Raw genomic sequence first — 13,223 nt, 5'->3', positions numbered from 1 at the left:
AGCAGCTCGGCCAGCAGCACGGTCAACTCGACCAGGCTGAAGTCGCGCCCGATGCACAGCCGCGGGCCCAGCCCGAACGGCAGGTAGTCGGGCCGGGCCGTCGTGGTCGCGGCCCCGGCTCCGCGTGCGCCAGACGGCGGGGTGTCGACGTGGGTGGGTTCGACCCGCCCCGGGTCGAAGCGCGCCGGGTCGAAGCGCTCGGGATCGGGCCATGCCGAGGGGTCGCGGTGGAGCAGCCAGGGGCTCACGATGGCGATGGTGCCGGCGAGGACCTCGCGGCCACCCAGCACGTCGGGCGCGGTCGCGCGCCGCGAGACCACCCATCCCGGCGGGAACAGACGCAGCGACTCGTCGACCACCGCCCGCGTCCACGGCAGCTCGTTGCGCAGCCGCAGCGCGGGCACGTCCCCGGCGGCGCGGACCTCGGCCCGCAGCCGCTCCTGGTGGGCGGGCTGCTCGGCCAGCAGCATCAGCGTCCACGTCAGGGCCGAGGCCACCGTCTCGTGCCCGGCGACGACCATCGTCACCAGCTCGTCCCGCACCGCGTCGTCGGGCAGCCCGGCCGCGAGCAGCAGCCCGAGCAGGTCGTGGTGCGACTCCCCCACGCCGCGCGACCGGCGGCGGGCGATCACCTCGCGGCAGATCCGGTCCAGGTCACGCACCGCCCGGCGCAGCCGCCGGTTCACCGGGGTTGGCGCCCATGACGGTAGCGGCACCACCTGGCGTCCCTGGGCCACGACGAGCTCGGCCGCCTCGTCGGTGGCGTGCACCAGCGCGTCGGTGACCTCGTCGAGGTCCTCGTCGAACAGCGTCCGGCCGACCACGTCGAGCGTCACCCGCATGGCGAGGGCGTCGACGTCGAGCACCGCGCCGTCCGCCGGCAGGGACCCCCACTCCCCCACCACCCGGCCGGCCGCCGCCCGGATGCTCTCCGACACCGCGTCCAGCCGGGCGTGGTGGAAGGCCGGCTGGGCGATGCGGCGCCGGGGCAGCCAGCGGTCGTCGGCGACAGCGAGCAGGCCGGGGCCCGTGACCCGGGCCAGCGCGGCGTACTGCACCGTCGCCTTGCTCCAGGTCCGCGCCCCCGACTGCAGCACCCGGCGCACGTCGGCCGGGTCGCTGACGAGCAGGGCCGTGGTGCGCGGCACCGGGAAGGCGACCAGCGCGCCATACCGGCGGCGGGTGTCCTCCAGGAAGGCCAACGGGTTGTCGCGGATGGCCGCGAACCCGCGGGCCATGTCGAGCGAGCTGGGACCGGGCAGGCCGAGGGTGCTCAGAGGTAGAGCCCCGTCTGGCCGTCCTCGACGCGGGTGGCCGCGACGGCGTGGATGTCCTTCTCGCGCAACAGGACGTAGTCCTTGCTGTGCAGCTCGACCTCGGCGCGGTCCTCGGCGTCGAACAGGACGCGGTCGCCGACCTCGACCTGGCGGCAGCTCGGCCCGACCGCGACGACTGAGCCCCAGGAGAGGCGCTTGCCCATGCTCGCGGTGGCCGGGATGACGATGCCGCTGCCGGAGCGGCGCTCCCCGGGCTCGCCCTCGAGGGAGACGAGGACCCGGTCGTGCAACATGCGGATCGGCAGCCGCTCGGCCGCCGGGGTGCCCTGCTTCTCAGTCACGCGTGCGACGCCAGATGACCAGGCCGAGCACGGCGGCGACCGCAGCACCGATGGCAGCCACGCGCTCGACCCGCAGGTCACCCTCGCGGGTGTGGGTGGCGGAGTACAGGCTCGCCTTGACCGAGGCCACCTCGCGCCGCGCGATCTCCTTGGGCTGCGCACGGAACGCGAGCTCGTCGATGGTCGCGGCCAGGCGGTCACGCGTCGCCTCGATGTCGGCCTCGATCGCGCCGACCGACGTGTTCTTCTGCTCGACCTCAGCCATGGGGGCTCCCTCCGTCCGGTGCTGCGACGATAACGCAGACTGGACCTTGCGTTCTCACCCCGACCACGGAAGAGGAGCCCATGCCCCGCCTCGAGACCCGGCAGCCCGCGCCGGACTTCAGCCTGCTCGACCAGGACGGAAACACCGTCTCGCTCAAGGACTTCGCCGGCCGCAAGCTGATCATCTTCTTCTACCCCGCCGCGATGACGCCCGGCTGCACCAAGGAGGCCTGCGACTTCCGCGACTCCCTGGCCCGGCTGCAGGGCGCCGGCTACGAGGTCGTCGGCATCAGCCCCGACACCCCGGACAAGCAGAAGCAGTTCATCGAGAAGGAGTCGTTGACCTACCCGCTGCTGTCCGACCCGGACCACGCGGTCATGGACGCCTACGGTGCGTGGGGCGAGAAGTCGCTCTACGGCAAGAAGGTCACCGGCGTCATCCGCTCCACCGTCGTCGTGGGCCCGGACGGCACCGTGGACCTCGCGAAGTACAACGTCAAGGCCACCGGCCACGTCGCCTCGCTGTCCAAGGCGCTGGGACTGGACTGAACGGCATACCCCTGGCCGGTATGCCGTGCGGCCGGGTCCCGGTGGTGTCCACCGAGACCCGGCCGTTTCAGTAGAGTCAGCGCCGCGCGGAAGTGGTGAAACTGGCAGACACGCAGGATTTAGGTTCCTGTGCCTTCGGGCGTGAGGGTTCAAGTCCCTTCTTCCGCACCAGCAGGCAGGCCGATGGCCCCTGACCCGGCCCTGTGCGCCTGCGCGCTGGCGCTCCCCGGGTGGGGGCGTCACCCGCTCTCGCCCGCGTGCCGGCAGTCACGGCGTGACGTCGGCGCTCGGCTCCGCTGAGGACGGCGAGGCCGAAGAGGTCGACGTTGCTGACGTCGGAGACGTCGTTGTCGGTGGCGCCGACGTGGGGGCGGTCGTGGACGGCACCGGCCCGGCCACGCCGGCGGTGGGGGTCGGGTCGTCGCTGCCCGTCTGCGACGGAGGGACCGGTCCGGGGCCGGCGCCGAGGGTTGGCGTCGACGTGCCCGTCTCGGCGCCCGGGGCCTCGGTGCCCGCGGCACCTGGGGTCGTGGGGGGTGTGGCGCCCGGTGAGGCCTCGGCCACCACCAGGTTCCGGATCTGGTCCTCGAAGGCGAGAAGCCGGTCGCGGATCTGGTCGAGGGGCACACCCTGGATGCCGGACGAGAAGGTCTCGATCTGTTGCCAGAGAGACTCCAGGCGCTGGCGCGCCGCTGGACTGAGGTCACCGGGCACGGTCAGGACGAGCTGCTGCGCCAACGCGTAGGTGACGCAGCGGGCACACGAGTAGTTGACCGCCCCGGAGAGGTTCTGCGGGATCGCCACGTTGGCGTCACCCACGACAAGGACGACCTGGAAGGCGATGGCGACCGTCCGGCAGCCCGAACAGCTCGCGAACGCGTAGGCCTCGTTGCGGTTGGTCACCCTGTCGCCGTCGGCCCAGACGAGCGCGAAGGCCACGTCGTAGACCGTCGACCCGTCCGTCGTGTTGACGGCGAGCGCCTGGTTGTCACCCGGAGCCGCGGCTCCCGGGCGGTTGAACGGGAAGATCCACGTGGGGCTGGCCGGCCGTCGTGCCCGCCGCAGCAGGGTGTGCACCGTTCGTCGCGCTAGGCGCGCCGGGCTTGGGGACGAGCACGAGGGCCAGCTGCGGGTGGGCTCTCGTCGGGAGTTCGGCCGTCGAGGCCCACACCGTGTGGGGAGCGTTGGCGATCTGCCCGTCGCGGAGCCCGGGTCCCCCGAAGCTGGAGGCCGGGAAGACGTCCAGGATCGTGCCGTGCTCGAACCGCTCGACCGGGCGGTAGCGGTTGGCATCGGGCCACCACGCCCACGCCAGACCGGCGACCAGGGTCCCGGCCAGCACCGCGGCGACAGCCCGCCGGCCCGGGTGCCCCCGCGTGGCCCGCCACACGGACGTCGTGGTCCGTCGGACGAGCCGGCCGAGGATGTAGATGGACCCGAACACCGGGAGCGCCACCGCGAGGAGCGCGAGCATCCGGACGGCCACGCCCGCGACGTCGCCGCCGGCCCAGTCGATGGTCAGGGCATGCGACTGCGCGCCCAGGCTGGCCCACGCCGTGCCGAGCACTCGCGGCAGGGCGAGCACCATGAGCAGCAGCGTGACGAGCAGGAGGGGGACGATGACCAGCACCCATGCGGTGACCACCGCGCGCGCCCAGGGCCTGAGCTCCCGGGCCCGGGGGTCGTCCCAGTGGCCGGGGAGCAGGCTGCGCAGGGTCGGCCCGATCCGTGAGTAGAGGTCGGGCACACCGGTGAGGTCGGCCAGGATGTGGTAGCCGTCGAAGCGCACCATCGGCGCGAGCTGACGCACCATCTGCAGCAGCTGCGCGGCGATGATCAGCAGGAGCGCGTCCCACTGGGTGCAGGCCCACACTCCGAACATCGCCAGGACCACGATGGCGTTGAAGTAGAGCCCGCCGAGGTCGACCCGCAGCCGCCCGGCACGACCGAGGCGGTAGCTGTCGCTGACGTCGGTGTAGAAGGCGGGCCACACGAGGTAGAGGCCCATGCCCATCGCGCCGGGCGTCACGCCGCCGTAGCGGCAGGCGGAGGCGTGGCCGAACTCGTGGAACCCGGCGGAGAAGATGGTGATGGCGAACACGACAAGCAGCAGCAGCGGCCGGTCGAATGCCTGATGCGTGGCCGAGGCCAGCCCCTTGGTCAGAAGCACCCAGCCCGAGATGATCGTGAACGCCACGAGGACGGCCGCGACGACGAGCGGAGTGAACAGCGCGGCGAACGGCGCCGTGAGCCGCCGGGTGACAGCCGGGTCGGACACGACCCACCGAAAGCGCAGCGCCAGCAGCGGGTTCGGCTTCGTGACCTCGGGATCTGAACCGTCGGTGGCCCGGATCAACCCCAGCGGCCGCAGCTTGGTCTCGATGAGGACGCGGACGTCGTCCGCGGCTACCCGTCGCCCGTATGCCGTGCTGACCACCTCGGCGACCTCGGCGGGACCGCGTGTGCCGTCCACGGCCTCGAGCACCAGGTAGAGCAATCTGGTCAGCTGGACCGTCTGGCCGTCAGCGCGCCTGACTAGCGCGGGTGGTGTGCGATAGCCGGACCCCGGCTGCTCGCCGAGCAGCACGAGGCCATCGGCCGGCACGGGCGGGCGCTGGGTCTCTTCGGAAGGGTCCACCGTGGAGACGCCGGGAGCCGACGCGGCTGCGTCAGCCCCCGGCGTCCTGCCGGCAGATGAGGTCAGGCCCACGCGAGATCGACTACTGGTTGATCTGCGAGGTCTGGTCGGCCGTGGCCTCCGCGGTCCCGTCGAGGTGCTGCGTGATCGACCCATGCTGGTCGGCGATGGCGGTGGCCTGCGAGGCGATGGAGCCCACGTTGGCCGAGACCGACGCGTCGATCGGCGCCGCGACGTTGGCGTTGGCAGCCACGGCACCGTCGATGGGTGCAGCGAGCTTGGCGTCGGCGGCGGCGTTGACATCGACCTTGAGCAGGTCGCCGTTGAGTGCCGAGGCCGGGTCGGGGGCTGTGGCCCCCGAGGTGGCCGGGGCGTCAGCACCCGTCGGCGTCGTGGTGCCGCCGGTCGGCGTGGGCGTGGTGTCACCGGCGGGCGCGGTCTGGTCGATGCCACTGTGCTGCGGTGCGTGGGCGATCGCGGAGCCGGACAGGCCCTGGTCGATGCTCACGTCCTGGTGCGCCAGCGACGCCGCACTTGAGCCGGCGGACAGGACGTTGGCTCCGACCGAGGCGTCGATCGGCGCCGCCACGTTGGCGTTGGCGCCCACGGCGAGGTCGATCGGGGCTGCGACATCCAGCGCGAGGTTCAGGTCGACGTTGAGGTCCAGCAGGGACATGACCTCCTTGTCCGGCAACGCGGTGCCGGCTTCGGCTGCGAGCTCATCCCTGGACAGCGGCGGCAGATCGGCTTCGCTCATCACTGACTCCATCCCGGCACGGCAGCCGTGCCCCCTGGTGTGTGGATGGAGGCGACGTACCCGCACACGAGCGTCCGCAAACAGCGCCAAACGCCGCTGTCGCGCCCGCGGGGCCAGGCGGCACGGCGCCTGGTCGGGATTCCGTGAGCACCGCCGCCGTAACCGTTGCCGGAGCCGCCCCCCATGACCGTCCGTGTCCTGCGCGGCCGTAGCCTGCTTCTCCCCTTGGCGGTGGGTCGTGGCCATCCGCCGTCCGGCCCGCACTGCCGGGTCGCCCATTTGTCGTGGCTGGGGTCGACCCTGTGACGGACCCGTCCGGGCCGGTCGCCCGGACAATGAGCCTTGGAGGTCCGCGCCTGCGCGCTGCCGTGCGCGTGAGCAGGAAGAAGGCTGCGTTGTGAGCGATGCAGAGGTGGTTCGCCGGGCCTATGCGGCCCTGGCGACCCGGGACATGGAGACGCTGGAGACGCTCTTCGCCTGGGACGCCGTCTGGGTCCTTCCGGGGTCGAGTGCCATCTCGGGCACCCATGACGGCTGGCCCGCCATCAGGGACGAGTTCGTAGCCCTCCTCGGGCCGCTGTCCGGCGGGTCCTTCCACGCCGAGCTGCTCGACGTCGCGGTCGGGGACCGTTACATCGTGGCCATCCAGCGCACGACGGGGGACTTCAAAGGGCGCACCCTTGACGTGACCAGCTGCCAGCTGGTGCGCATGGAACACGGACTCATCCGCGAGGTCAGCGGGCTGTACTCCGCCGACTCTCTGGCGAAGGTGGAGGCGTTCTGGGTCTGACTGGGTGTGTCCCTATTCGGGGCGCACCGGCTTCCCTTGACCCGCACCCCCTGCGGGGTGCGGGTGCTTGGTTGCCTTCCAGCCGCCACACCGCCTGGGGTGTGGTCTTGTGCTGGTTCCGACCCAAGGCCCCTTCGTGGTGCGAGGTGACGGTCGGCTCTTGACCCGGCCCATCCGGGTGCAGACGGTGGTGACGCTTGTCAGGCGGCCGCGACGAGCGGCGGGGAAGTCTTCGGTGGTGCCGGGGTGTACCGGGCCAGGTTGATGGCGGCGTTGACGTCCCGGTCGGCGACCAGCCCGCACGCGGCGCACCGGTAGACCCGGTCGGCCAGGGTGAGCTCGGCGTCGATGTTCCCGCAGCCCGAGCACGTCTTGCTCGAGGGGAACCACCGGTCCGCGACGACGAGCTCGGTGCCATACCAGGCGGCCTTGTAGGTCAGCTGCCGGCGGAACTCCCCGAACGCGGCGTCGGAGACCACCCGGGCCAGGCGCCGGTTGGACAGCATCCCCGCGGCGTTGAGGTCCTCGATGGTCACCGAGGCATACCCGCGGGCGAGGTCGGCGGTGATCCGGTGGAGCAGGTTCGCGCGCAGGCGGGCGACGCGGGCGTGGATCTTGCCCAGGCGTCGGGCTGCCTTCCGCCGGCCGGTCGAGCCCTGCTTGGTTCTCGCAAGGGCCTGGTTGGCCAGCCTCAGGCGGGCCTGGGCGTGCTGCAGTGCCTTCACCCCCTGGTGCGCGTGCAGCACGCGCCCGGTCTCGTCGGCGACCACGGCCAAGGTCCGCACGCCGAGGTCCACCCCCACCCGGCCCGGGTGCCGCCCGGCTGGGGTGCGCCGCTGGCGGTGGAACGCCGCGGCGACACCGGTGACGGAAACCACCCACCGTCCCCGCTCGAGGCGGAAGCTCGCGGCGTAGGCGTGGAACCGACCCGCCTCGAGCATCGTGGCCAGCTTGCCGGTGTGCTCGTGCACCCGCAGCTCACCCAGCTTCGGGAACCGGATGGCGCGCGGCCCGACGGGGCGCACCGGGGCTGCGGACCCCTCGGTGTACTTGGCGCGCAGCCGGAACGCCGGTGCCGTCTTGTGCCGGGACTTGAACCGGGGGAACCCGGCCGCCTTCCCGGCCCGACCCCCCTTTCTGGACTGGGACCAGTTCGCCAGCGCCTGCGCGGCGTTGACCGACGCGCACTCGAACACGTCCGCGGACACCTCGTCCCGCCAGGGCAGCCCGCGGGTGCCGTCCGCGTTGACGGGGCTGGTGGCAGCCCGGCCGGTCTTCCACGCGTTCATCTCGTTGATGAACGCCACCTTCGACCAGGACAGCGAAGGGGTCAGTCCCGCCTCGGGGATGCCATAGCTGCGCTCGGCGGCGCGCTGGTCCAGGTTCGTCTTGACCCGGCCCAGGTGGTGGTTGAACGCGAGCCGGGCGGCCCCCGCATACGCCAACAGCTGCCGGTGCTGCTCGCGGTTGACGTCGAGGGCGAACCGGAACGTCGTCGCCCGGCTCAGCGGCACGCCGATGTGCGAGACCGGCACGGGGCTGTCCTGCGTCACGGCGGCGTCGTTCGTCACGGGGCCGATGGTGCCGCACACCCCGGACACGACCACGAATGGGAACACACCCCTCTGACTGGGTGTGTCCCTGTTGCACGGGCGGCACCCGTGGGCACTGTGCCCGGCATGTCATGACCAAGTGACCTCACCGATCACCAGTGGGACCTGCTCGAGCCAGTGTCCAACGCGCCAGGCAAGCGCGGCCGCAAGCACGCCGAGGACCTGCGAACCGTGGTGAACGCCATGCTCTACGTCGCCCAGGCCGGTTGCCAGTGGCGCTACTTCCCGGCGTCGTTCGGACCATGGACCCGAGTCTGGTCGCAGTTCCGCCGCTGGTCGCGCAATGGCACGTGTGCACAGGCTCTTACGGTGCTGCACGCGGCCGCGCGTGAGGCCGCCGGCCGCGTCGAAGAAACGCCCTCGATGGTCGTCGTCGACACCCACCTGGCCCGCGGCGCCTCGAACGGCGGGTTCACCTTCCACGACCGCGGCGGCCCCTACGGCCGCACCAAGGGCGCCAAGCGCGTCGTCGCGGTCGACGTGACTGGCCTCCCAGTGGCCGCCCTGGTCGTGCCCGCCTCCACCCACGAGAACCGGGCCAGCGAGCTGATGCTGGAGCACCTGACCGAGCAAGGCGTCACCGGCCGGCTCGAGCTGGTCCTGGTGGACCGCGGTGTCACCGCGGCCGCCGCGCGCACACTCGGCCGACACCACGACCTCGAGGTCCGCCGGGTTGGGTAGGACGACAGGCAGCCGGGCTTCCGCCCCATCCGGCACGCCTGGCGCGTCGAGGTTGCCCACGGTCGACTCGGACGCTCCAGGCGACTGGCGAAGTCGTTCGAGAACACCACCACGTCAGCGACCGGCTGGCTCCAGGTCGCCTGCATCGCCACGACGCTGCGTCATCTGTCACGGGAACGAGCCCGCCGACGGCCGGGCGCGCTGGAGCCTGACTGACCCCGCGCACCGCATCAGCGGCCGGGATACCGCGTAGTTTCTTCTGAGAGGACCTGCCACCATCGCTCGGTGACTGTGACCCTGGAACAGATCTGGCCAGCCTTTAGCCTCCTGGTGGAGGCAGGTCCCCTAACCCTGCGGGCCATACGCGACGAGGATCTTCCAGCTTTGGCGGGAGCCGCCGCGTCGGGCACCCACTGCGACGATCTGCGACCCTTCCCGAACTCGTGGGCTTCCGGCGACGCGGTCAAACTCGGCCGCGACCTTGGCGGTCGCTATTGGAAGTACCGCGCCTCGCTCGGGTCTGACGAATGGGCTTTCCCCTTGGTCGCTCGCTGGAACGGGAGAGTCGTCGGCGTCCCAGGGGCGCTGAGGCGGCCCGGTACGCCGTCCTTCGCACCCCCGACACGTTCTCCTGGCTGGCACGGGAAGTTCAGGGACAAGGAATCGGCACCCTGACGCGCCAAGCGGTCTGCGCGCTGTTCTTCGATGAATTCGACGCGCATAAGTTCACCAGTGGCGCACACGCCGACAACCCTGGGTCTGCCGCTGTCAGTCGAAAGGTCGGGTACGCCCAGAACGGGACAAAGCTGGAGTTGCGCGATAACGCCGCCGCCCTCCACCACAAGTTCATCCTGGATCGCGAGGGGTTCGTCCGTCCCACGACACCAATCACGATCACCGGCTCGTCTGGTGTGCGGGCCTTGCTCGGTGTCGCACGACCAACGGAGTCGTAGCAGCACCTTTCCCTGGTGTCGGCGTTCGAGCGCGCTTGGTCTGAATAGGGACACACCCAGTGAGACCGGCCGCCCGGGCTGCGTGACCTTGCGGCGCCCACCCCTGCCCCTGGGTGTCGTCCGGGTCGGCGCGCCGCCACTCCCGGGCCGTCCGTCCGGCTGCACCTGCGGGGGCAACGCTCCCCCGACGGCCGCCTAGAGGGAGGCGACGGCGGGGATCACGCGCTCGGCCATGAGGTCCAGCGTCCCGGGCCGGCTCACGTTGGCGAGGGTGCCGTGCGCCACCTCGATGCCCAGCTCCGCGAGCTCGTGGAGGTGCTCGATGGTCTGCTGCACCCGTTCGCCACGAGGGCCGAGGTCGAAGCGCGTCTGGGCGGTCTTCTCGATCTCGTCGTAGTCCCGGCCGAGCCGATCGCAGTGGTCGCGCAGGACCTGGAGCTTGTGGGCCAGCTCGGGCGAGTCGAAGATGTTGCAGGCGTCGGCGTACTGGGCGACCATCCGCAGCGTCTTCTGCTCGCCGGCGCCGCCGATGAGGATCGGCGGGTGGGGACGGCTCAGGGCCTGCGGCGAGTTGAGCGTGCGCTCGAGCCGGTAGTGCTTGCCCTCGTAGGGGCCGTCGTCCTCGCTCCACATCTGCTGGCAGATCTGCAGCGCCTCCTCCAGCCGCTCGAACCGCTCGGCCGTGGAGGGGAAGAACAAGCCGAGCCCGCGGGACTCCTCCTCGTTCCAGGCCGCCCCGATGCCGAGCATCGCGCGGCCACCGGAGAGCACGTCGAGCGTGGTGACCGCCTTGGCCAGCAGCCCGGGCTCGCGGTAGACGACCGCGGTCACCACGGTCAGCAGCTTGACCCGCTCGGTCACGGCCGCGAGGAAGCCGAGCGCCGTGTAGGCCTCGAGCATCTCGTGCTCCGGCGGCCCCAGGTGCCCGATCTGCCACACATGGTCCATGACGCTGACCCGGTCGTATCCCGCCTGCTCGGCTCCCCGGGCCACCTCCCCCAGCTGCTGCCGGAGGGCGGACGGGCCGCCGTCCCAGGTGAAGTCCGCGATGTGCAGTCCCAGCTTCATGCCACTCCTCAAGGGTGCTCCAGCCGACCCGGACGTGCCGCAGCGCGGTCCGGGCAGTTCGGTCCCCACCATCGTCTCCCCGATGTGCCCCTGAGGCATCCGGGCGGGCACCGTCAGGCCGCGGACCGGCCCGACCGTCGCGCACCCACGGGCTCGTCCTCGTCCTCGTTCTCGGACCGAGCCGCGGCCCGGTCCCCGATCTGAGGGTCGGCACGATCCTCCGCCTCGCTGTCGCCGGCCCGCGCCAGCGCCCGGCGTGCGAAGACCTGTTGCGCCGTCGTGGTCCGCTCGGCCCTGCCGCGGCCGATGAAGCTGACCGCCCAATGCATCAGCGCCGTAACCCGGTTCGTGAAGCCGGTGATGTAGACCAGGTGCACGGCCAGCCACATCAGCCAGGCGAAGAAGCCGGTGAACCGGAAACGGCCGAGCTGGACCACGGCACGGAAGCGCGAGATCGTCGCCATGGACCCCTTGTCGACGTAGCGGAACGGCTCGCTCGGCGTGGCGCCCCGGAGCCGGGCCATGATCCGCTTCGCGGCGAACCTCGCGCCCTGGATGGCGACCTGGGCCACCCCCGGCAGGTCGTCCAGGGCCATCATGTCGCCCACGACGAACACCTCGGCGTGCCCGGGCAGGGTCAGGTCGGGGTTCACGCGCACCCGGCCGGCACGGTCCAGCGACGCGCCGGACTGCTCCGCGAGCTGGGCACCGAGCGGACTGGCCTGGACCCCTGCGGCCCATACCTTGGTCGACGCCTCGATCCGGCGGCGCTGCCCGTCCTGGTCTCGGACCTCGATGCCGTGCTCGTCGACCTCGACGACCATCGCGCCGAGCTGCACGTCGACCCCGAGCCGCTCGAGGTCCCGGCGCGTCTTCTCCCCCAGCTTCTGGCCGAACGGCGGCAGCACCTGCGGCGCCGCGTCGAGCAGGATGACCCTGGCCTCGCGCGTGTCCGTGCGGCGGAATTCGTGGCGCAGCGTGCGATGCGCCAGCTCGACGACCTGGCCGGCCATCTCCACACCGGTGGGGCCCGCGCCGACGACGACGAACGTCAGCAGCCGGTCCCTCTCCTCGTCGGACTCGGCGAGCTCCGCGAGCTCGAACGCACCGAGGATGCGGCCGCGGAGCTCGAGGGCGTCATCGACGGACTTCAGGCCGGGGGCGTGCTCGGCAAAGTGGTCGTTGCCGAAGTACGACTGTCCCGCGCCGGCGGCGACGATGAGGGAGTCGTATGCCGTGACGGTCTCGCGGCCCAGGGCACGTGAGGTGACGGTCCGTGCCGCGAGGTCGACGTCGCTGACGTCACCGAGGATGACCCGCGCGTTCTTCTGGGAGGAGAGCACCTCCCGCGTCGAGGGAGCGATCTCGCCCTGGGACAGGATCCCCGTTGCCACCTGGTAGAGCAGGGGCTGGAACAGGTGGTGGCTGGTGCGGGCGACCATGGTGATGTCGACATCGGCACGCCGCAGGGCCTTGGTGCCGAACAGCCCTCCGAAACCGGACCCGATCACGACGACTCGATGGCGGTTGTGCTGAGACACCTGGACGTTCATCACTTCCCTGATCTCTGGCGCGTCATGGCCTGGGGCCGGTGGGTACGCGCCGGGACCTCTCCCGGACCTCTGCGCCTTCTCGACGTTAGGCAGGGCATCCCTTCGGGGGAAATGCATCCCGATCGCCACTCATGCAGCTTGCGCATGGATCAGAGGCCAATGGCACCCCGCGCAGGCCACCGGCCCTGCGCCCTCGCATGCATGCCGCCGGCCCGGCCGTCCCGGGGCCGGGTGCGGGGCGGGCGCCTCAGGTGTGCCAGGTGACCCCGGTGGCGGTGACGGTCGCGGTCCAGCCGCGCTGGTGCACGATCGTGTGGTGCCGCCCGCACACCAGGGCCGCGTTGGCCACGTCGGTGGCCCCGCCGTTGGCCCAGTGGGTGACGTGGTGCCCGTCGCACCACCACGGCGGCGCCGAGCAGCCCGGGATGGTGCAGCCGCCGTCCCGCAGCCACAGGTACCTCAGCTGGGCCGGGGTGAACAACCGCCGGCTGCGCCCCAGCTCCAGCACCTCCCCCTGGGTGCCGAGCACGACCGGGATGAGCGCGGCGTCGCAGGCGACCCGGCGCACCGTCTCCGGCGCGAGCAACGTCCCGGTGCCCGGCGTCGTCCCGGTGCCCAGCACGGTGCCGGACCCGCAGGCGTCCCTGAGGTCCTCGTAGTTCATCGTCACGAAGAGCTGCGCCTTGGTCTGGGCCGGGGCGTCCCCGCCGGCCGCGGTGGACCGGCGCAGGGCCTGCAC

General features: G+C 71.7%; 13 protein-coding genes, 1 tRNA gene and 1 pseudogene. 5 read left to right on the top strand and 10 right to left on the bottom strand.

What is annotated here, in order from left to right; genetic code table 11:
- From VF825_RS14465 to VF825_RS14455, 3 genes are all read right to left on the bottom strand, one after another.
- Positions 1-1,238 (bottom strand): cytochrome P450 (locus VF825_RS14465; RefSeq protein WP_331114505.1); only part of this gene is annotated, 1,238 nt, incomplete at its 3' end.
- Positions 1,239-1,273: 35 nt separating this feature from the next.
- Complete coding sequence (locus VF825_RS14460; RefSeq protein ID WP_331114507.1) at positions 1,274-1,570, bottom strand: co-chaperone GroES; 297 nt, start codon at positions 1,568-1,570, stop codon at positions 1,274-1,276.
- Positions 1,571-1,610: 40 nt separating this feature from the next.
- Positions 1,611-1,883: a DUF3618 domain-containing protein gene (locus tag VF825_RS14455; RefSeq protein WP_331114503.1), complete on the bottom strand. Its 273-nt coding sequence runs from the start codon at positions 1,881-1,883 to the stop codon at positions 1,611-1,613.
- 80 nt (positions 1,884-1,963) lie between these two features.
- Between VF825_RS14455 and bcp the strand changes: the two genes are divergently transcribed.
- Together bcp and VF825_RS14445 are read left to right on the top strand one after the other, a co-directional pair.
- Complete coding sequence (gene bcp / locus VF825_RS14450; protein ID WP_331114501.1) at positions 1,964-2,431, top strand: thioredoxin-dependent thiol peroxidase; 468 nt, start codon at positions 1,964-1,966, stop codon at positions 2,429-2,431.
- Positions 2,432-2,517: 86 nt separating this feature from the next.
- Positions 2,518-2,602: transfer RNA gene (locus VF825_RS14445), tRNA-Leu, on the top strand.
- Between the two features lie 96 nt (positions 2,603-2,698).
- Here VF825_RS14445 and VF825_RS14440 read toward each other — a convergent pair.
- The 3 genes from VF825_RS14440 to VF825_RS14430 all read right to left on the bottom strand — a co-directional run bounded on the left by VF825_RS14440 (position 2,699) and on the right by VF825_RS14430 (position 5,826).
- A complete protein-coding gene (locus VF825_RS14440; protein WP_331114499.1) occupies positions 2,699-3,508 on the bottom strand; it encodes a hypothetical protein in 810 nt (269 codons plus the stop codon).
- On the bottom strand, positions 3,420-5,036 hold the full coding sequence (locus tag VF825_RS14435) for a hypothetical protein (protein ID WP_331114497.1): 1,617 nt from the start codon (positions 5,034-5,036) through the stop codon (positions 3,420-3,422). The genes VF825_RS14440 and VF825_RS14435 overlap by 89 nt, the downstream gene beginning before the upstream one ends.
- A gap of 115 nt (positions 5,037-5,151) precedes the next feature.
- Positions 5,152-5,826, bottom strand: coding sequence for a peptidoglycan-binding protein (locus VF825_RS14430; protein ID WP_331114495.1), 675 nt, complete (start codon positions 5,824-5,826; stop codon positions 5,152-5,154).
- A 397-nt stretch (positions 5,827-6,223) separates the two neighbouring features.
- On the opposite strand from VF825_RS14430, the gene VF825_RS14425 reads away from it, so the two are divergent.
- Positions 6,224-6,616: a nuclear transport factor 2 family protein gene (locus VF825_RS14425; RefSeq protein WP_331114492.1), complete on the top strand. Its 393-nt coding sequence runs from the start codon at positions 6,224-6,226 to the stop codon at positions 6,614-6,616.
- Between the two features lie 200 nt (positions 6,617-6,816).
- Here VF825_RS14425 and tnpB read toward each other — a convergent pair whose 3' ends face one another.
- The gene (gene tnpB, locus VF825_RS14420; RefSeq protein ID WP_331114490.1) at positions 6,817-8,187 is read right to left on the bottom strand and encodes an IS607 family element RNA-guided endonuclease TnpB; all 1,371 of its coding nucleotides are present in this window, start codon (positions 8,185-8,187) and stop codon (positions 6,817-6,819) included.
- Between the two features lie 132 nt (positions 8,188-8,319).
- Here tnpB and VF825_RS14415 point away from each other — a divergent pair.
- Both VF825_RS14415 and VF825_RS20110 read left to right on the top strand, forming a co-directional pair.
- Positions 8,320-8,910 (top strand): annotated as a pseudogene (locus VF825_RS14415) (IS5 family transposase); the annotation flags it as partial.
- 527 nt (positions 8,911-9,437) lie between these two features.
- The gene (locus VF825_RS20110; protein ID WP_414695866.1) at positions 9,438-9,863 is read left to right on the top strand and encodes a GNAT family N-acetyltransferase; all 426 of its coding nucleotides are present in this window, start codon (positions 9,438-9,440) and stop codon (positions 9,861-9,863) included.
- Between the two features lie 195 nt (positions 9,864-10,058).
- Here VF825_RS20110 and VF825_RS14410 read toward each other — a convergent pair whose 3' ends face one another.
- From VF825_RS14410 to VF825_RS14400, 3 genes are all read right to left on the bottom strand, one after another.
- Positions 10,059-10,931: an LLM class F420-dependent oxidoreductase gene (locus tag VF825_RS14410; protein ID WP_331114488.1), complete on the bottom strand. Its 873-nt coding sequence runs from the start codon at positions 10,929-10,931 to the stop codon at positions 10,059-10,061.
- A 113-nt stretch (positions 10,932-11,044) separates the two neighbouring features.
- Positions 11,045-12,484 (bottom strand): NAD(P)/FAD-dependent oxidoreductase, encoded by a 1,440-nt coding sequence (locus tag VF825_RS14405; RefSeq protein ID WP_331114486.1) that lies wholly within the window; start codon positions 12,482-12,484, stop codon positions 11,045-11,047.
- A gap of 247 nt (positions 12,485-12,731) precedes the next feature.
- The coding region (locus VF825_RS14400) for an HNH endonuclease signature motif containing protein (RefSeq protein WP_331114484.1) at positions 12,732-13,223 on the bottom strand (492 nt) is incomplete at its 5' end.

Source organism: Oryzihumus sp. (assembly GCF_036391795.1).
Taxonomy (GTDB): domain Bacteria; phylum Actinomycetota; class Actinomycetes; order Actinomycetales; family Dermatophilaceae; genus Oryzihumus.
This window is presented reverse-complemented; position numbering and strand designations above follow the sequence as displayed.

What these genes read in the sequence shown, in the direction of transcription:
- VF825_RS14460 (WP_331114507.1), bottom strand. Translation starts at nt 1,570, where the DNA reads ATGTTGCACGACCGGGTCCTCGTCTCCCTCGAGGGCGAGCCCGGGGAG.
- VF825_RS14455 (WP_331114503.1), bottom strand. Translation starts at nt 1,883, where the DNA reads ATGGCTGAGGTCGAGCAGAAGAACACGTCGGTCGGCGCGATCGAGGCC.
- bcp (WP_331114501.1), top strand. Translation starts at nt 1,964, where the DNA reads ATGCCCCGCCTCGAGACCCGGCAGCCCGCGCCGGACTTCAGCCTGCTC.
- VF825_RS14430 (WP_331114495.1), bottom strand. Translation starts at nt 5,826, where the DNA reads ATGAGCGAAGCCGATCTGCCGCCGCTGTCCAGGGATGAGCTCGCAGCC.
- VF825_RS20110 (WP_414695866.1), top strand. Translation starts at nt 9,438, where the DNA reads ATGGGCTTTCCCCTTGGTCGCTCGCTGGAACGGGAGAGTCGTCGGCGT.
- VF825_RS14410 (WP_331114488.1), bottom strand. Translation starts at nt 10,931, where the DNA reads ATGAAGCTGGGACTGCACATCGCGGACTTCACCTGGGACGGCGGCCCG.
- VF825_RS14405 (WP_331114486.1), bottom strand. Translation starts at nt 12,484, where the DNA reads ATGAACGTCCAGGTGTCTCAGCACAACCGCCATCGAGTCGTCGTGATC.